Source organism: Streptomyces sp. NPDC088762 (genome assembly GCF_044750905.1).
In the GTDB taxonomy this organism is placed as follows: domain Bacteria; phylum Actinomycetota; class Actinomycetes; order Streptomycetales; family Streptomycetaceae; genus Streptomyces.
Genome location: NZ_JBIVKT010000016.1, coordinates 1 through 17,653 on the forward strand (window position 1 = coordinate 1; position 17,653 = coordinate 17,653).

At 72.5% G+C, this 17,653-nt stretch carries 18 protein-coding genes; 8 read left to right on the forward strand and 10 right to left on the reverse strand.

Features of this window, described 5'->3' with window-relative positions; genetic code table 11:
• Positions 1 to 147 precede the first annotated feature (147 nt).
• The gene (locus tag ACIP5M_RS28580) at positions 148 to 1,305 is read right to left on the reverse strand and encodes a cystathionine gamma-synthase (protein WP_401202060.1); all 1,158 of its coding nucleotides are present in this window, start codon (positions 1,303 to 1,305) and stop codon (positions 148 to 150) included.
• Between the two features lie 98 nt (positions 1,306 to 1,403).
• On the opposite strand from ACIP5M_RS28580, the gene ACIP5M_RS28585 reads away from it, so the two are divergent.
• Both ACIP5M_RS28585 and msrA read left to right on the forward strand, forming a co-directional pair.
• Complete coding sequence (locus ACIP5M_RS28585) at positions 1,404 to 2,513, forward strand: hypothetical protein (protein WP_401202062.1); 1,110 nt, start codon at positions 1,404 to 1,406, stop codon at positions 2,511 to 2,513.
• A 118-nt stretch (positions 2,514 to 2,631) separates the two neighbouring features.
• Positions 2,632 to 3,294 (forward strand): peptide-methionine (S)-S-oxide reductase MsrA, encoded by a 663-nt coding sequence (gene msrA / locus ACIP5M_RS28590; protein WP_401202064.1) that lies wholly within the window; start codon positions 2,632 to 2,634, stop codon positions 3,292 to 3,294.
• Between the two features lie 45 nt (positions 3,295 to 3,339).
• On the opposite strand, the gene ACIP5M_RS28595 is transcribed toward msrA, so the two are convergent.
• A complete protein-coding gene (locus ACIP5M_RS28595) occupies positions 3,340 to 4,386 on the reverse strand; it encodes an NAD(P)-dependent alcohol dehydrogenase (RefSeq protein ID WP_401202065.1) in 1,047 nt (348 codons plus the stop codon).
• A gap of 159 nt (positions 4,387 to 4,545) precedes the next feature.
• Here ACIP5M_RS28595 and ACIP5M_RS28600 point away from each other — a divergent pair, with 159 nt between their 5' ends.
• Positions 4,546 to 5,469 (forward strand): helix-turn-helix domain-containing protein, encoded by a 924-nt coding sequence (locus ACIP5M_RS28600; RefSeq protein ID WP_401202067.1) that lies wholly within the window; start codon positions 4,546 to 4,548, stop codon positions 5,467 to 5,469.
• An 87-nt stretch (positions 5,470 to 5,556) separates the two neighbouring features.
• Here ACIP5M_RS28600 and ACIP5M_RS28605 read toward each other — a convergent pair whose 3' ends face one another.
• Both ACIP5M_RS28605 and ACIP5M_RS28610 read right to left on the reverse strand, forming a co-directional pair.
• The gene (locus ACIP5M_RS28605) at positions 5,557 to 6,825 is read right to left on the reverse strand and encodes an Ig-like domain-containing protein (protein WP_401202068.1); all 1,269 of its coding nucleotides are present in this window, start codon (positions 6,823 to 6,825) and stop codon (positions 5,557 to 5,559) included.
• A gap of 133 nt (positions 6,826 to 6,958) precedes the next feature.
• The gene (locus ACIP5M_RS28610; RefSeq protein WP_401202070.1) at positions 6,959 to 7,261 is read right to left on the reverse strand and encodes a hypothetical protein; all 303 of its coding nucleotides are present in this window, start codon (positions 7,259 to 7,261) and stop codon (positions 6,959 to 6,961) included.
• 146 nt (positions 7,262 to 7,407) lie between these two features.
• On the opposite strand from ACIP5M_RS28610, the gene ACIP5M_RS28615 reads away from it, so the two are divergent.
• On the forward strand, positions 7,408 to 7,731 hold the full coding sequence (locus tag ACIP5M_RS28615) for a hypothetical protein (RefSeq protein ID WP_401202071.1): 324 nt from the start codon (positions 7,408 to 7,410) through the stop codon (positions 7,729 to 7,731).
• 67 nt (positions 7,732 to 7,798) lie between these two features.
• On the opposite strand, the gene hutH is transcribed toward ACIP5M_RS28615, so the two are convergent.
• From hutH to ACIP5M_RS28640, 5 genes are all read right to left on the reverse strand, one after another.
• Entirely contained in the window at positions 7,799 to 9,340 is a 1,542-nt protein-coding gene (gene hutH / locus ACIP5M_RS28620) for a histidine ammonia-lyase (RefSeq protein ID WP_401202278.1), read from the reverse strand.
• A gap of 361 nt (positions 9,341 to 9,701) precedes the next feature.
• Positions 9,702 to 10,817 (reverse strand): diguanylate cyclase domain-containing protein, encoded by a 1,116-nt coding sequence (locus tag ACIP5M_RS28625; RefSeq protein WP_401202073.1) that lies wholly within the window; start codon positions 10,815 to 10,817, stop codon positions 9,702 to 9,704.
• Between the two features lie 103 nt (positions 10,818 to 10,920).
• Positions 10,921 to 11,742: an enoyl-CoA hydratase/isomerase family protein gene (locus ACIP5M_RS28630; RefSeq protein ID WP_401202075.1), complete on the reverse strand. Its 822-nt coding sequence runs from the start codon at positions 11,740 to 11,742 to the stop codon at positions 10,921 to 10,923.
• A 27-nt stretch (positions 11,743 to 11,769) separates the two neighbouring features.
• Entirely contained in the window at positions 11,770 to 12,924 is a 1,155-nt protein-coding gene (locus tag ACIP5M_RS28635) for an adenylate/guanylate cyclase domain-containing protein (protein ID WP_401202077.1), read from the reverse strand.
• A gap of 162 nt (positions 12,925 to 13,086) precedes the next feature.
• Positions 13,087 to 13,953, reverse strand: coding sequence for a biotin--[acetyl-CoA-carboxylase] ligase (locus ACIP5M_RS28640; RefSeq protein ID WP_401202078.1), 867 nt, complete (start codon positions 13,951 to 13,953; stop codon positions 13,087 to 13,089).
• Between the two features lie 131 nt (positions 13,954 to 14,084).
• Between ACIP5M_RS28640 and ACIP5M_RS28645 the strand changes: the two genes are divergently transcribed.
• The 4 genes from ACIP5M_RS28645 to ACIP5M_RS28660 all read left to right on the forward strand — a co-directional run bounded on the left by ACIP5M_RS28645 (position 14,085) and on the right by ACIP5M_RS28660 (position 16,905).
• Positions 14,085 to 15,671, forward strand: a complete 1,587-nt coding sequence (locus ACIP5M_RS28645; protein WP_401202080.1) for an acyl-CoA carboxylase subunit beta — start codon at positions 14,085 to 14,087, stop codon at positions 15,669 to 15,671.
• Between the two features lie 18 nt (positions 15,672 to 15,689).
• Complete coding sequence (locus ACIP5M_RS28650) at positions 15,690 to 15,896, forward strand: acyl-CoA carboxylase subunit epsilon (RefSeq protein ID WP_401202081.1); 207 nt, start codon at positions 15,690 to 15,692, stop codon at positions 15,894 to 15,896.
• 169 nt (positions 15,897 to 16,065) lie between these two features.
• Positions 16,066 to 16,197 carry a morphogenic membrane protein MmpB gene (gene mmpB / locus ACIP5M_RS28655; RefSeq protein ID WP_401202083.1) on the forward strand — a complete coding sequence of 44 codons (132 nt, stop codon included), beginning with the start codon at positions 16,066 to 16,068 and terminating at the stop codon, positions 16,195 to 16,197.
• Between the two features lie 87 nt (positions 16,198 to 16,284).
• On the forward strand, positions 16,285 to 16,905 hold the full coding sequence (locus ACIP5M_RS28660) for a nucleoside triphosphate pyrophosphatase (RefSeq protein ID WP_401202085.1): 621 nt from the start codon (positions 16,285 to 16,287) through the stop codon (positions 16,903 to 16,905).
• Here the strand turns inward: ACIP5M_RS28660 and ACIP5M_RS28665 are convergent.
• On the reverse strand, positions 16,886 to 17,359 hold the full coding sequence (locus tag ACIP5M_RS28665) for a hypothetical protein (RefSeq protein ID WP_401202086.1): 474 nt from the start codon (positions 17,357 to 17,359) through the stop codon (positions 16,886 to 16,888). The genes ACIP5M_RS28660 and ACIP5M_RS28665 overlap by 20 nt on opposite strands.
• Between the last annotated feature and the right edge of the window lie 294 nt (positions 17,360 to 17,653).

Genomic DNA, 17,653 nt, shown 5'->3' on the forward strand with positions numbered 1-17,653 from the left:
CTCCCGCCCCCCCCGGCCCCCCCCCCCGGCGGGGCGCGCTGGGGGGCGGCCCGCCCGGGGGGGGCGCCGCGCCCCCCCGCCCCGCCCGCCGCACCCGGTCCGTACGCCCCGCCGGGTCCGGGCGGAGCCCGGCGGGGGGAGCGGGGGTCAGCCCAGGGCCTGGGTCAGGTCCGCCAGGAGGTCATCGGCGTTTTCGATGCCCACCGACAGGCGAACCAGGTCCCCCGGCACCTCAAGCGCCGAGCCCGCCACCGACGCGTGCGTCATGCGCCCCGGGTGCTCGATCAGCGACTCGACGCCACCGAGGGACTCGCCCAGCGTGAAGAGCTTGGCACGGTTGCAGACCTCGACGGCCGCCGCCTCACCCCCGGTGACCTGGAAGGAGATCATGCCGCCGAAGTTCCGCATCTGCTTGGCGGCGATCTCGTGCCCCGGGTGCTCGGCCAGGCCCGGGTAGAGGACCTTGTGCACCTTCGGGTGCCGGGTCAGCAGCTCGGCGACCTTCGCCGCGTTCTCCGCGTGCCGGTCCATCCGTACCGCGAGGGTCTTGATGCCCCGCAGCACGATCCACGAGTCGAACGGCCCGGCCACCGCGCCCATCGCGTTCTGGTGGTAGGCCAGCTCCTCGCCCAGCGCCGCGTCCGCGGTGACGAGCGCGCCGCCAACCACGTCCGAGTGCCCGCCCATGTACTTCGTCAGCGAGTGCACGACCACGTCCGCACCCAGCGCGAGCGGCTGCTGGAGGTACGGCGACGCGAAGGTGTTGTCCACGACCAGCTTCGCGCCGGCCGTGCGCGCGATGTCGGCGACGACGGCGATGTCGGTGATGCCGAGCAGCGGGTTGGAGGGGGTCTCGACCCAGATGACCTTGGTCTTCGGGGTGAGGGCGGCCCGCACCGACGCCGGGTCGGACGTGTCCGCCACCGACCACTCCACGCCCCAGCGGGAGACGACCTTCGCGAAGAGGCGGAAGGTGCCGCCGTACGCGTCGTTCGGGATGACCACGTGGTCGCCCGGGGAGAGCAGCGTACGCAGCAGGCAGTCCTCGGCGGCGAGACCGGACGCGAAGGCGAGGCCGCGCCGGCCGCCCTCGAGCGCCGCGAGGTTCTCCTCCAGCGCGGTACGGGTCGGGTTGGCGCTGCGGCTGTACTCGTAGCCGCCGCGCAGTCCGCCCACGCCGTCCTGCTTGTACGTGGATACCTGGTAGATCGGGGGTACGACCGCGCCGGTCAGCGGGTCCGCCGTGTTGCCCGCGTGGATCGCGCGGGTCTCGAAGCTCTGGTGCTCGTGGCTGTCGTCGCTCATGGGCAGAGCCTAAGCCCCGCCTGGGCTCCGCTCCTCTATTGGCCTGCCACCGGCCTCCCATTGGCCTGCGGCCCCCTGAGTCTGGTTCGCTTGGCGGCATGGAGATTATCTGGGTCCTGATGGGGTTCGCCCTGCTCGCCGCCATGACCTTTTCGTTCGTACGGGCCCGGCGCGGGGGCGGCATCCGCCAGGTCGCGCCCGGCAGCCCCGACGCCGCCGACCCCGCGAACTACGGCTTCGACCGCCAGGAGGACCTCGACATCCGCATCCCGGGGCCCGACGGCGACCTGATGGACGCCCTCGACAACGTCCGCCGCACCGGGCAGTGGCAGGCGGCCTCGCAGCTGCTCGCCGGGACCCCGAAGGAGGGCGAGCAGCGCTGGCAGCGCGTACAGGCCTTCGGCGGCGCCGCGGCGCTGGAACTCGTACGGCAGCCGGGGGTCGGCGCGCAGTGGCTGAAGGCGTGGCGGCTGGAGGCGGAGAAGGACGCGGGAGGCGCGCAGGTGCACGCGGAGCTGCTGGTGCAGCAGGCGTGGCGGGCCTCGGGCGGTGTCGGCTCCGACGACCACCGGATCATCCTGGAGGAGGCGCGGGAGGCGTGCCGCAAGGCGGCGCTGCTGTCGCCGGGCGACCCGGTCCCGTACATCACGGAGCTGGCGGTCGCGCGGGGCCTGGCCTACCCGGAGGCGGAGTTCGACGAGCTGTGGGCGAAGGTCATCGACCGGGCGCCGCAGCACATGGGCGCGCACCTGGCGGCCCTGCACTACTGGTGCGAGAAGTGGCACGGCTCGCGGGAGAAGGCCGAGGCCTTCTCGCACGCGGCGGCGGCCCGGGCCCCGCAGGGCTCGCTGCTGGCGGCGCTGCCGCTGTTCGCGCTGTACGAGAACCTGCCGGACGTGATCCTGACCGGGGGCTTCTACCAGAGCACGGTCGTGACGCGGGCGGTGGAGGGGGCGCTGTACGCGGTGCACACCGCGCGGCAGGACGACCCGATGCTCGCGCACGTACGGCACCTGCTGCTGCTGTTCCTGGTCAACATGGAGCGCTGGGCGGAGGCGATGGAGCAGGTCCGGCACGTGGACGGCTACGTGGGCGCCCTGCCGTGGTCGGCCTCGGAGGACCCGGCGGCGCAGTACGCGATCTACCGCGCGCTGGCGGTGGCCGGGTACGAGGCCAACGGCGGCTCGCCGGCGACGCTCCCGCACTGAACGGGGCGGTCCGCGGCCCGCACCGGGGGCGGGACGCGCGCGACGAGAACGGGGGCCGGCCGGGGAATCCCGGCCGGCCCCCGTCCGTTGTCACTCCCACAAGAAGGGAATCGATTCCATGTTCTCGTACCGCCGCACGCCCGAGCTCCCCACCCGCGAGGAGGCCCTGACGGGCCGCGCGGAGCCGCTGTTCTCCGTTCCCGACCGCCACACGGTCCTCGGCAACCCGCTGGCCGGCCCCTACCCGGAGGGCCTCGAGGTCGCCGACTTCGGGCTGGGCTGTTTCTGGGGCGCCGAGCGCAAGTTCTGGCAGACGCCGGGGGTGTGGACCACCCTGGCCGGCTACCAGGGCGGCTTCACCGAGAACCCGACCTACGAGGAGGTCTGCTCGGGCCTGACCGGGCACACCGAGGTCGTCCGCGTGGTCTTCGACCCGGACCGGGTCTCCTACGCGGCCCTCCTCAAGCTGTTCTGGGAGTCCCACGACCCCACCCAGGGCTTCCGCCAGGGCAACGACGTCGGCACCCAGTACCGCTCGGCGATCTACACCCACTCCCCCGCCCACCAGGCCACCGCGGAGGCCTCCCGCACGGCCTACCAGCAGGTGCTGGCCTCCTCGGGCTACGGCGACATCACCACGGCGATCCTCCCGGCGGCGGACCGCCCGTTCTGGCCGGCGGAGGCTCACCATCAGCAATACCTCGACAAGAACCCCGGCGGCTACTGCGGCATCGGCGGCACGGGCGTCTCCTGCCCGATCGGGGTGGCCGCGGCGGAGTGACCGCCCGGCCGGGCTGACCCGCCGCCCGCGTGGCAGGGCGGGGGGTCAGATGGTCGAGGCGTCGATCACGAAGCGGTAGCGGACGTCGCTGGCCAGGACGCGCTCGTACGCCTCGTTGACCTGGTCCGCGGTGATCAGTTCGATGTCCGCGCCCAATCCGTGTGCGGCGCAGAAGTCCAGCATTTCCTGGGTCTCGGCGATACCGCCGATCATCGAGCCGGCGAGGGTCTTGCGGCCGGCGATGACGGAGAAGAGGTTGAGTGCGACCGGCTCCTCCGGGGCGCCGACGTTCACGAGCGCGCCGTCCACCTTCAGCAGGCCGAGGTACGCGTCCAGGCCGATCGGCGCGGAGACGGTGGACAGGATGAGGTCGAAGCTGCCGGCGAGCTTCTCGAAGGTGGTCTCGTCGTTCGTGGCGTAGTAGTGGGACGCGCCCAGCTTGAGGCCGTCCTCCTTCTTGCGCAGGGACTGGGACAGGACGGTCACCTCCGCGCCCAGGGCCGCCGCGATCTTCACGCCCATGTGGCCGAGTCCGCCGAGGCCGACGACGGCGACCTTCTTGCCCGGGCCCGCCTGCCAGTGCCGCAGCGGGGAGTAGAGGGTGATGCCGGCGCACAGCAGCGGGGCCGCGACGTCGAGGGGGAGGGCGTCGGGAATGCGGACGGTGTAGTTCTCGTCGACGACGACGTGGGTGGAGTAACCGCCGTACGTGGGGTCCCCGTTCTTGTCGAGGGCGTTGTAGGTGCCGGTCGCGCCCCGGACGCAGAAGTGCTCCTGGCCGGCCCGGCAGTACGCGCAGACGCGGCAGGAGTCGACGAAGCAGCCGACGCCCACCCGGTCGCCGACGGCGAACTTGGTGACGCCCGGGCCCACTTCCGCCACGACACCGGCGATCTCGTGGCCGGGGACCATGGGGTAGATGCCCTCGCCCCAGCCGTCGCGGACCTGGTGGATGTCGGAGTGGCAGATGCCGGCGTACTTGATGTCGATGAGGACGTCGTGCTCGCCGACGGGCCGGCGCGGGACGGTGGTGCGCTCCAGCGGGGCCTTGGGGGCGGGGGCGGCGTAGGCGGCGACCTGGGTGACGGACATGGGTGCTCCTCGGGGTGACGCTGTTCTCAACGGTGTTCAGACTGCCGGTCCCGGCGGTGCCCACCCAGCCCCCTGTCCTGCCTAGGACGGGCGAACCTACCCTTGGCAGGGTCAGGAACAAGCCGGTGCGACGGCTCGCCGCCCGGCCATACTGGCGCCATGGACCAGCTTGATCACGGAGCATGTCTCGGCGAGTTCCTCCGCACCCGCCGCGCGCAGTTGCGCCCCGAGGACGTGGGCCTGCCGGATTACGGGCGCCGCCGGCGCGTCCCCGGGCTGCGCCGCGAGGAGCTGGCGCAGCTGGCGGGGGTGTCGGTCGCGTACTACACGCGCCTGGAGCAGGGCGCCGGGCACAACGTCTCGACCGAGGTCCTGGAGGCGATCGCGCGGGCGCTGCGGCTGACCGCGACCGAGCAGGCGCACCTGATGCACCTGGCGCGCCCCGTGCCCCGCAGGCGCCGCCAGAGCCGGCGCCCCCAGCAGGTCCGGCCGGAACTGCGGGCCCTGCTGGACGCGATGGACGGCGTCCCCGCGTACCTCGTGGGGCGGCGCCAGGACGTCATCGGCTGGAACCGGCTGGCGGCCGCGGTGTTCGGGGACTTCGGGGCGCTGCCGCCGCAGGAGCGGAACCTGGTGCGGCTGGTGTTCCTGGACCCGGCGACGGCGGAGCTGTTCGCGGAATGGGAGTGCCGGGCCTGCGAGATGGTGAGCAACCTGCGCATGTACGCGGGCCGGCACCCCGACGACGAGCAGCTCTCGGCGCTGGTCGGGGAGCTGTCGGTGAAGAACGAGGAGTTCCGGCGGCTGTGGGCGGCGCACACGGTGGCGGACAAGACGCACGGGGTGAAGAAGCTGCGGCACCCGCTGGTGGGCGCGCTGGACCTGCACTTCGAGACGCTGACGCTCCCGGGCGATGCGGAGCAGTGCCTGGTCACCTTCCACCCCGAGCCGGGCTCGCCGTCGCAGGACGCCCTGCGCCTGCTGTCGTCGTGGAGCTCCCGGTCGGCGGCGCCGCTCCCCGGCCGCACCACTGCGGCCGCCCCGGCCGCCCAGGCCGCCCCCGCCACTCCGGCCGCCTCTTAGGGGCCGTCCGCGCGGGGAAAGACGGACGGCGGGGAGCCCGTGAAGGGCTCCCCGCCGTCTGTTGCGCGGATCAGGGGGTCGGGCGGGTCAGACGGCCGCGCCGGCCTTCCACTCCGCCCAGCTCATGTTCCAGCCGTTGAGGCCGTTGTCCGGCTTGATGGTCTTGTCCGGGGAGTTGATGACGGTGACCACGTCGCCGATGAGCGAGTTCTCGTAGAACCAGGCGGCCGGCTGGTTCGGGTCGTTCGCACCCTTGGCGTCGTTCAGGCCGACACAGCCGTGGCTGGTGTTGACGCTGCCGAAGATCGAGTCCGAGCCCCAGTAGTTGCCGTGGATGAAGGTGCCGGAGGTCGACAGGCGCATCGCGTGCGGGACGTCCTTGATGTCGTACTCGCCCTTGCCCTCTTCGTTCTTGAAGCCGACGGTCGAGCCGTCCATGCGGGTCTCCTTGAACTTCTCGGAGATCACCATCTGGCCGTTGTACGTCGGGTTCTCCGGGGAGCCCGCCGAGATCGGGATGGTCTTGAGGACCGCGCCGTCCCGGGTGACCGTCATCTTCTTCGACTTCGCGTCGACCGTGGAGACCTGGCTCCGGCCGATCTTGAAGGTGATGGTCTTGTTCTGGACGCCCTGGATGCCGGGCGCGCCCTGGACACCCTCCAGCGCCAGCTTCAGCGTGACGGTGGAGTTCGCCTGCCAGTACTGCTCGGGGCGGAAGTCCAGCCGCTGCGCGCCGAACCAGTGGCCGACGACTTCCTGGCCGCTGCTGGAGGTGACCGAGATGGCGGCCTGGACGGCCTTCTGATCCTTGATCGGCTTGTTGAAGGTGATCGAGACCGGCATGCCCACGCCGACGGTCTGGCCCTCGTCCGGGATGAACGAGCCGACGAAGCTGTTCTCCGGGGAGACCGTGGTGAAGGAGGCGTTCTCGTGCGCCTCGCGGCCGTCGGCGTCCTTCGCCGTCGCCGACAGGGCGTACTTGGTGGAGCGCTTCAGCGCCGCGTCGGGCTTCCAGCTCTTGCCGTCGGCGGCGATCTTGCCGGCCACGGCCGTGCCCTCGGAGGTCTTCAGCTCGACGCTGGTGAGCGTGCCGTCGCTGACGGCGACGTTCGTCGCGTCGTTGAGGCCGACGTTGGTGGCGCCGTCCTTCGGCGTGATCGTTATTCGGGCCTTGGAGGCGTCCTTGGCCGCCGCCGCGTCGACATCCGCCTGGGACTTGCTGGTCTCCGATGCGGCCGGCTTCCCGTCGTCCTCGCCGCCGCACGCCGCGAGCATCAGTACACCGCCGAGCACGGCGGAGACGGCCATCAAGGACCTTCTCCTCCGCTTGCTGTCCGTCCTCACACGCCACTCCATCGTTGCCGGAAACCCCTGGGCTGCCGTCCCGGGGTTGGGCCGGGCAGGGGGGAACGCCCCCCTGCCTCGTCCAGACAACGCGATAACGTCGCGGATCGGTTCCACATTCCGTTGGATGTGGGCAACCACACGGTCAGGCGTTGTCGGTTTCTTCGTCGAAGTCCCCATCTTCCTCGTCGAGGTCCCACTCCATGGACTCGGGGTCGTATTCCACGGGCTCGCTGCTCCAGGAGGCCTGCGCCAGCTCGACGCCGGGGATCTCCGCGACCAGGTCGGTGGGGTCCACCAGGTAGGCGAGGGCCTCCGATTCGTCCTCGCGGACGGCGGACTCGGCGTGGCCCCGCTCCTCGTCCGGCATGAACTCGTCGGCCTCGATGTGGGCGAGGGCGGCTCCGGTCAGTGCATCCGGATCCGGAACCTCCAGTACCAAATCCACCCGAAGGCGGATGAATCGTGATGTCTCAGAAGGGTTCATACGACGGAGAGTAAGCCCGCGCAGCCCCCGGCTTTCCCACGACCCGCCCCTTTCCGTAGCATCACCGCACACGGCCAATTCGCTGCTGCCACAAGGGGGATCGCACCGTGTCCGCACGTCGTCCGCTGCTCACCGCTCTCGGAGCGACCACCCTCCTCGGCGCCCTCTGGTTCGTGCCCTCGGCCAATGCCACCGCACCAGGGGCCCCGGCAGGCCCTTCCGGCGTGCCCGCCGCCGCCAACGGCGCGGGCGCCGACGGCACCGCGCCCGCGGCCGGGGCGCGGCCCCAGACGGCCTCCGAGCCGGTTCCGCTCTCGCTCGCCGACACCGGCTCGGTCGACACCACCCCGTACCTCCTGGGCGGTACGGTCTGCCTCGGCATCGGGGCCGGCTTCGTCACCTTCTCGGTACGCCGCTCGCGCGCCCTGTAGGGGCAGCGGCGCACAACGCGAAGGGCCGCCCCGGTCGGGACGGCCCTCGTGTCGCGCGGTCGGCTCGTCAGGCGAGCGGGCCGGTCACGCTTTCCACCGCGGCGACGAGAGCACCCGTACGGACGAACTCGTCGGCGGCGGCCAGGTCCGGCGCGAGGAAACGATCCGGCCCGGGGCCCTGCACACCCGCCGCGCGGACGGCCTCGATCGCGGCCAGGCTGGCCGGGGCGGCGGTCAGCCCGTGGCGCAGCTCGATGGCGCGGGTGGCGGCGTACAGCTCGATGGCGATGATCCGGGTCAGGTTGTCGACGGCGGTACGGAGCTTGCGCGCGGCCGACCAGCCCATCGAGACGTGGTCCTCCTGCATGGCGGAGGAGGGGATCGAGTCGGCGGAGGCCGGCACCGCGAGCCGCTTCATCTCGCTGACCAGGGCGGCCTGCGTGTACTGGGCGATCATCAGACCGGAGTCCACGCCGGCGTCGTCGGCGAGGAACGGCGGCAGGCCGTGCGAGCGGTTCTTGTCGAGCAGCCGGTCGGTGCGCCGCTCCGCGATGGAGCCGAGGTCGGCGGCGGCGATGGCCAGGAAGTCCAGGACGTACGCGACCGGGGCGCCGTGGAAGTTGCCGTTGGACTCCACGCGGCCGTCGGGCAGGACGACGGGGTTGTCGACGGCGGAGGCCAGCTCGCGGGAGGCCACGAGGGCGGCGTGCGCCATGGTGTCGCGGCCGGCGCCGGCGACCTGCGGGGCGCAGCGCACGGAGTAGGCGTCCTGGACGCGCGGGGCGGTCTCTTCCTGGTAGTGCCGGACGAGCCCCGACCCCGTGAGGACGGCGGCCATGTTGGCGGCGGAGGCGCCCTGGCCGGGGTGCGGGCGGATGGCGTGCAGCTCGGGCGCGAGCACCTTCTCGGTGCCGAGCAGCGCCTCCAGCGTCAGCGCGGCGGTGATGTCGGCGGAGGTGTAGAGCTTGCGGAGGTCGGCGAGGGCCATGACCAGCATGCCGAGCATGCCGTCGGTGCCGTTGAGGAGGGCGAGGCCCTCCTTCTCCCGGAGCTCGACGGGCTCGATGCCGGCCTCGGCGAGCAGCTCGGCGGCGGGGCGGACGGTCCCGTCCGGGCCCTCGGCGTCGCCCTCGCCCATGAGCGCGAGCGCGCAGTGGGAGAGCGGCGCGAGGTCGCCGGAGCAGCCGAGGGAGCCGTACTCGTGGACGACGGGGGTGATGCCGGCGTTCAGCACGTCGGCCATGGTCTGGGCGACGGAGGGACGCACGCCGGTGTGCCCGGACGCGACGGTCTTGAGCCGCAGGAACATCAGCGCGCGGACGACCTCCCGCTCGACGCGCGGGCCCATGCCGGCGGCGTGCGAGCGGACGATGTTGCGCTGGAGCTGGGCGCGCAGCTCGGGGCTGATGTGGCGGGAGGCGAGCGCGCCGAACCCGGTGGACACCCCGTAGACGGGCTCGGGCTTGGCGGCGAGCGCGTCGACGATCTCGCGGGCGCGGGCGAGTGCGGCCAGGGCCTCGGCGGACAGCTCGACCCGGGCGTTGTCGCGGGCGACGGCGATGACGTCCTCGGCGGTGGTCCCGGAGGTCCCCACTACGACAGTGTGCATATCCATATTCAGCACCCTACGGATTGAATCGCTTCATGTCACCCCCTCCGAGCGGCCCGGGCTCCGCCGCACCTCAAGCGCCGACAGCCCGCCTGCGGGCCGTCGCCGGGGCTCCGCCCCGCACCCCCGCGCCTCAAACGCCGGCGAGGCTGGATGTGCCCCCGCTCGGCTTGCGGCTGCGGGCGGCAGGCCGCACCAAACGGACGGCAGCGCCAAATCCAGCCCCGCCGGCGTTTGAGGCGCGGGGGCTGGGGCGGAGCCCCAGGACACGGCCCGCAGGCGGGCACCGGCGGCAGCGGGCACTCCCGGCCCCGCCGGCGGTTGAGGCGCGCCCCCTGGGGGGTCTGGAGACGGGGGGCCGTCACTGGCGGCCCCGGAAGCGGCGGCGTTCGCCGGAGGCGGCTTCGGCGGCGGCGTCGGCCAGGCGGACCACGGCGGTGTCGCGCCCCGCGACGACCGGCTTCGCCGAGCGGGCCGCCTTCGCCTTGTACTGCGCCGCATCGGCAAGGCGGAACAGCCGCCGGGAGGACTTCACGAGCCCGATCGGATCGCCGGTGGACGCCACCCCGCAGGCCACGCCCTCCCCCAGCTCCAGCTCCGCGGCCCGCGCGCACAGCTCCTCCGTGACCCGGACCACCTCGTCCGCCGTTGGACCCACGCCGACCAGGCAGAACTCGTCACCGCCCAGCCGCGCGACCAACGCACCCGGCAGCATGGCCCCGCACAGGCTCAGCACCGATCCGAAGCGCTCCAGCAGCCGGTCGCCCATGGCGTGGCCCAGGGTGTCGTTGACCTTCTTCAGGCCGTTCAGGTCGCAGACGACGAGGCTGACCACGGCCCCCGTCCGCCGGTGCTCGTCCAGGGCCTCGTCGAGCCGCATGTCGACGGCCCGCCGGTTCGCGAGCCCGGTCAGCGGGTCGGTGAACGCGAGCCGCCGGGCCTCCTCCAGCCGCTCGTTCTGCGCGAGCCCGGCCGCGACCACCGCCGCGAGGACGGTCGCGAATTCGGCATCGTCCTCGTCGAAGTCGGGCAGCCCCTCGTCCCGGGCGACGTACAGCTCGCCCCACGCCCGCCCGCTCAGCACGATCGGCGCGACCACGCAGGTCCCGCGCCCGCGCCGGCGCAGCGCGTCGCCGCGCCGGCCGGGCCGGTCGCCGACGGCGTTCTCGACCCAGGCGTGCGGGCCGCCGCCGCCCGCCCACCGCTCGTGCAGGAATTCGGTGATCTCGGGGAAGTCGTGCACCGGGTAGGACTCGTCGTCGGGGAACTCCACCTCCCCGGGCCGCCGCTCCCCCTCGTTCACGAGCACCCGCAGGCGCCCCCGTTCGCGTTCCCACGCGGAGATCGCGGCGAAGGAGCCGTCCAGGGCCACCCGTGCGCCCCGCGCGGCCGCCCGCACACTGTCCCGCGGCGCGTTGGCCGCGGCCATCGCCTGCGCGAGGCCCACCACGGCTCGCAGCCGCCCGTCGACTCCCATCACCCCAGGTTAGGGAAGTTTGTCCGATTTGGTGACAATCGGCGCGACTTTCGGCGGTCGCAAGATCACGAAGGGTGAGCGGGGTCAGCGCCCGCCCCGCTGCCTACTCCCCGGGCCAGTTCGGCTTGCGCTTCTCGTTGAACGCCGCCACGCCCTCCGCCCGGTCCCCGGAGAAGGCCACCGTCCGCCAGGCCGCGTCCTCGATCTCCAGACCGGCCGCCAGGTCCATCCCGTGCCCGAGCCGCAGCGCCCGCTTGGCCGCCCGCAGGCCCACCGGGGAGTTCGCCGCCATCCGCGCGGCGAGCGCCAGGGCCTGCGCCCGGTCCTCGCCCGCCGGAACCACCGAGTCCACCAGGCCCAGGGACAGCGCCTCCGCCGCCTCCACCCGGCGCGCCGTGAAGATCAGCTCGGCCGCCCGCGCCGCGCCCACCCGGCGCGGCAGCAGCTGCGTGCCCCCGCCGCCCGGGATCACGCCCACCGACACCTCGGGCAGGCCGACCACGGCCGTCTCGTCGGCGACGATCACATCGCAGGCCAGGGCCAGCTCGAAGCCGCCGCCCAGCGCGAAGCCGTGCACGGCGGCGATCGTGGGCATCGGCAGCTCCAGCACGCCCCCGTACGCCCCGCGCGTGGTCGGCCGCTGCCGCACCAGCTCGGCGTCCGAGAGCGAGTTGCGCTCCTTGAGGTCCGCGCCGACGCAGAACGCCCGTTCCGCGGTGGAGGAGAGCACGACCACCCGTACGGAAGGATCCGCGGCCAGCGCCGCGCACGCGTCGCGGATGGCGCGCGCCATCGCCGTGGACACCGCGTTCATGGCCTTCGGGCGGTCCAGGGCCAGCTCCACGACCCCGTCCTCACCGTGCCGGCGTACCGACACGAACGCGGACACGGACCCCGACGAGAACTCGGACTCGGACTCGGACATCGGACAGACCCTCCCGGTTAACGAACGTTACCCCGGGATCTTAGGCTTGCGCCGCGTCAGCGACCAGGGCTCCACGACGCCCAGACCACGCACCGGCCGCTGCCACATCGGCTGGAGCGCGAAGCGGTACCCGCCGCCGCCCTCCTCCGACTCGGCCTCCTTCTCCGAGACCGGCGCGGCCCCGGTCCGGCCCAGCTCCTCGGCCATCGCCCCGTCCACCAGCACCGCGTCCTTCGGCGCTATCGACGTCAGCCGGCTCGCCAGGTTCACCGTGGTCCCGAAGACATCGCCCATCCGGGTCGTCACGGTGCCGAAGGCGATCCCGACCCGCAGCTCGGGCATCTGGGCGTCGGCCTCCATCGTCTCGATGAGCCGCAGCGCGATCTCGGCCGCCGTCGCCGCGTCGTCGGCGCAGTACAGCACCTCGTCGCCGAGGGTCTTGATCAGCCGGCCGCCGTGCGCGGCCACCAGGTCCGCCGACGTGGTCTCGAAGGACTCGACCAGCTCGCCGAGCTCCTCCTCCTCCAGCCGCCGCGTCAGCCGGGTGAAGCCCACCAGGTCGGCGAAGCCCACGGCGAGGCGCCGGTCGACCATTTCCTCGTCGTCCGCCACCTGCACCACGCGCCCGGTCGCGGCCGCCAGCTGGCGCCGCCACACGTAGACGAGGAACTCCTCGAGCTCGGGCAGCAGCAGCTCCACCAGGGGGTACGTGACCTCCGTACGGGTCATGCCCGGCTCCGGCGGCTCCGTGAGCCCTTCCAGGAAGGAGTCGATCTGCCACTCCGCGAGCCGCGCCGTGGTCTGCCCGGTGGACCGGGCCACCTGCACCGCCATCGGCTCCGACAGCAGCCCCGCCTCCACCAGGCCGGCGAGCCGGCGCAGCGCCAGTACGTCGGCCTCCGTCAGCGCTTTCGCCTGGCCGATGTCGGCGAAGCCCATGGCCCGCCAGAAGCGGGAGGCGAGCTCCATCGAGACCCCGGCGCTGCGGGCGGCCTGGAAGGGCGTGTAGCGGCGCTCGGCGCCGAGGATCAGCTGCTCCAGCCGGATGGCGAGCGGGTCGGCCGTCGGCTGCGCCGTGTGGTCGACCTCGTGGTGCGGGGTGTGCTGGTCCCGCCCGATCGGGGTGCCGGGACCGGTGTGCCCGGGGTTGGGCGCGCTGGACGTTGAGTCGTCGACGGTCAAGGGCCGCCTCCTGTCCATTCCGTGCGCAATGCCCTGCCGAACCGGTTGATCACCACGAGCACCGGGATCGCCTAAACCATACGGCAGGTGTGCCGTAGCTCACTCCCCCTCCCCGTTTCTCGGAGGAGGGGGAACGCGGCCTCGGGCCCCGGTGCCACCGGGTCAGTGCACCGACCGCAGGTGGACGACGTCCCCCGCGCCCACGGCCTCGTGCTGCCCTTCGGCCGTACGGATCACCAGGCGGCCATCGGTGTCGACCGCTTCGGCCGTTCCGGTGAGCGTGCGGCCGCCGGGGAGCTCCGCGCGGACGTGCCGGCCCAGGGTGGCGCAGCCGGCCGCGTAGGTCTCCTGGAGGCCGCTGGCGGCCGGGTCGCCACCGGCCGCGCGCCAGTTCCCGTACCACTGCTCCAGGGCCCGCAGTACGGCCCTCAGCAGCGGGTCCCGGTCGGTCACGGCGGCCTTGGCCAGGAGGAGGGAGCCGGCGCCCGGCACCGGCAGCTCGTCCTCCGTCAGGCTGACGTTGAGCCCGATCCCGATCACCACGCCGTCGGCGACGCGCTCGGCGAGGATCCCGCCGGCCTTGCGTTCCTCGCCCTCCACGGTGACCAGCAGGTCGTTGGGCCACTTGAGCGCGGTGTCCACCCCGGCGGCCCGGGACAGCCCGGCGGCGGTGGCCACCCCGGCGAGCAGGGTCAGCCATCCCCACCGCTCCTGGGGCACCGCGTCGCCCGGCTTGAGCAGGACGGAGAAGAACAGCCCGGACCGGGGAGGCGCGACCCAGCTGCGGTCGAGCCGCCCGCGTCCGGCGGTTTGCTCCTCGGCGACGAGCACAGCCCCCTCGGGCAGCTCCGCGGCCCGCGCGGCGAGATCGGAATTGGTCGACCCGGTGGCGGTCACCACCTCCAGGGAGGTCCACAGCCCGCCCTCGCCGACCAGGGCCCGCTGAAGGCCGGCGGCGTTGAGGGGCGGCCGCTCCAGGTTCGACCAGCGTCCGGCGGAGGCTCCTGCTGATGCATCTGATGGCGTCATGCAACCCAATGTAGGTGTGTCAAACGCCGCACTGCCGAGCGCCATGCCCGCCGATACGCTACGCACCAGTAGCCAGCCGTAGTCAATCAATTGACCAGGCAGTTGACACCACGCAGGGAGCCGCGACCCCGATGTCACAACCCTCAGAGCCGATCGACATGCACACCACCGCGGGCAAGATCGCGGACCTGCAGCGCCGCATCGACGAGGCCACCCACGCCGGATCCGCGCGTGCCGTGGAGAAGCAGCACGCCAAGGGCAAGCTGACGGCGCGTGAGCGGGTGGCCCTGCTGCTGGACGAGGGCTCGTTCGTCGAGCTGGACGAGTTCGCCCGGCACCGCTCCACCAGCTTCGGGCTGGAGAAGACCCGCCCCTACGGCGACGGCGTCGTCACCGGTTACGGCACCGTCGACGGGCGGCCGGTCGCGGTGTTCTCGCAGGACTTCACCGTCTTCGGCGGGGCCCTCGGCGAGGTCTACGGCCAGAAGATCATGAAGGTCATGGACTTCGCGCTGAAGACCGGATGCCCCCTCATCGGCATCAACGACTCCGGCGGCGCCCGCATCCAGGAGGGTGTCAGCGCGCTGGGCATGTACGGGGAGATCTTCCGCCGGAACGTCCACGCCTCCGGCGTGATCCCGCAGATCAGCCTGATCGTCGGGCCCTGCGCGGGCGGCGCCGTCTACTCCCCCGCGATCACCGACTTCACGGTCATGGTCGACCAGACCTCGCACATGTTCATCACCGGACCGGACGTCATCAAGACGGTCACCGGCGAGGACGTGGGCTTCGAGGAGCTGGGCGGGGCGCGCACGCACAACAGCACGTCCGGCGTCGCGCACCACATGGCGGGTGACGAGAAGGACGCCATCGAGTACGTGAAGTCCCTGCTCGCCTACCTGCCGTCGAACAACCTCTCCGAGCCGCCCGCCTTCCCGGAGGAGGCGGACACCGAGGTCACCGACGCCGACCGCGAGCTGGACGTCCTGATCCCGGACAGCGCGAACCAGCCGTACGACATGCACACCGTGATCGAGCACGTGCTCGACGACGCGGAGTTCCTGGAGACGCAGTCGCTCTTCGCGCCCAACATCCTCACCGGCTTCGGCCGGGTCGAGGGCCACCCGGTGGGCATCGTCGCCAACCAGCCGATGCAGTTCGCCGGCTGCCTGGACATCAACGCCTCCGAGAAGGCGGCGCGCTTCGTCCGTACGTGCGACGCCTTCAACATCCCGGTGCTGACGTTCGTGGACGTGCCGGGCTTCCTGCCGGGCACCGACCAGGAGTACAACGGAATCATCCGGCGCGGCGCGAAGCTGATCTACGCGTACGCGGAGGCGACCGTGCCGCTGATCACCGTCATCACCCGCAAGGCCTTCGGCGGCGCGTACGACGTCATGGGCTCCAAGCACCTCGGCGCGGACCTCAACCTGGCCTGGCCGACCGCGCAGATCGCCGTCATGGGCGCTCAGGGCGCGGTGAACATCCTGCACCGGCGCGCCATCGCGGAGGCGGATGATGTGGAGGAGACCCGGGCACGGCTCATCGCCGAGTACGAGGACGCGCTGCTCAACCCGTACACGGCCGCCGAGCGCGGTTACATCGACGCGGTGACCATGCCGTCCGAGACCCGGGCGCACGTGGTGAAGGGGCTGCGGCAGCTGCGCACCAAGCGGGAGTCCCTGCCGCCGAAGAAGCACGGCAACATCCCCCTCTAGCCCCTCCAGGAGGTCTCTGTGGTGATCAAGGTCGTCAAGGGCAATCCGACGCCGGAGGAGCTGGCCGCCACACTGGCGGTGGTCCAAGCGCGCGCGGCGGCGCTGGCCTCCACGCCGCCGGGCGCGCCCCGGGTCGCGGACGAGTGGTCGACGCCGGCCCGCGTGGCGCGGCGCCGGCTGCCGCGGCCGGGGCCGCGGGCCTGGGGCCGTACGTACTGGCCCTAGGGAGTGTCGTCAAAGTGGCGCCGGCCGCCCGAAGGGCGGGGCCCCTCCGGCCAGGCGGGACTTTGCCGACACGACATAGCCGCTCCGGCGGAACATGACGCGAACGGACGGTGGCGCCTGAGTACCCGTACTCAGGCGCCACAGGCGTCTTCGGGGCCAGGATCGGGGCATGCTCTGGTCCGATCCGAAGAACGAGCCGCCGAAGGACATGCGCGACGCGCAGGCGATGGTCCGGCGGATGACCGTGGTGCTCGCCCTCGCCATGCTCGTCGTGGTCTACGTCCTGGGCGTGGGCTTCTAGGGGGTGTCTTCACGGATCAGGCCGGGGCCGGGTCCGCGGGCCCCGGGGGCTTCCGCAGGGGTCCGTGCGCGCCCCTACGATGACCCCATGACCGCCACTCCGCCGCCCCCGAACGGCCGCACGCTCGTTCTCGCCTCCGCCTCCCCCGCCCGCCTGAACCTGCTGCGGCAGGCCGGGCTCGCCCCCCACGTGATCGTCAGCGGCTTCGACGAGGACACGCTGGACCACGACGAGCCGGCCGCCCTGGCCCTCGCCCTGGCCGAGGCGAAGGCGGCGGTCGTGGCGGCCCTGGACGAGGCCGCGGGCGCGCTGGTGATCGGCTGTGACTCCGTACTGGAGCTGGACGGCGAGGCGCTGGGCAAGCCGGCGGACGCCGAGGAGGCCACGGCGCGCTGGAAGGCGATGCGCGGGCGGTCCGGGGTGCTGCGCACGGGGCACTGCGTGATCGACACGGCGAGTGGCCGTCAGGTCTCGGCGACGGCCTCCACGACGGTCCACTTCGGCGAGCCCACGGACGCGGAGGTCGCGGCGTACGTGGCGAGCGGAGAGCCGCTGCACGTGGCGGGCGCGTTCACCCTGGACGGGCTGTCGGCGCCGTTCATCGAGGGCATCGACGGGGACCCGGGCAACGTGATCGGGCTGTCGCTGCCGCTGCTGCGCTCCCTGCTGGGCGAACTGGGTGTGTCCATCACGGACTTGTGGGCTTGAGCTCCCCGAGCGGCGGAGGCGGCGGCGTGTCCCGTACGTCGCCCTCCGCGGCTCCGCTCCCGGGCCTCCCGGCGTAGAGCGTCAGGGTCAGGACGAGGAGACACAGGATCAGCATCATCACCGCGAAGGCGCCCCAGCCGACCAGGGCGACGGTGAGGACCCCGAGGACGCCGTGGGTGACGGCGGCGGAGACGAGCAGGACACGGGCGAAGCGGCCCGGCTCCCGGTCGCGTACCGCGGTCAGGGCGGCGATCACGGCGCACAGGAGCAGGAAGGCCCCCAGGCCCGCCCCGAGGGCGTACGTGGCCTTGGACATGAGATCCGGATCGCTGCCCGCGATGGACATCGACTGGTTCCGCGTGGTCGCGCCCAGCACGAGGTGGACGAGCACGAGCACGGCCGCTTCCGCGACGAGCACGATCGCGGCCAGTCCGGCCACGAGTCTGCGCAGCACGACGCCCCCACCCCCCACACGTCACAAGCCTGTTCGACGCCTGGAGGCTACTAACGGGTAAACGTGCGGACAAGGGGTCGGGGCCGCTTCGTTACGGTAGGGCCCCCGGACAGCGATCAAGCAAAGAAAATGTGGGCCGTTCGTAGGGACTCGACAAAGAATCACCCGGGCCCGCTGACCGGCCGGACAGAGACCTTGGCTACATGACGGGGTTACTGTGCAGTCGGGGATCCCCCTGACCTGGGGCGCCATACGGGTTTTCCGGCCCACCGGACCTCGCATCACACTCTGTGT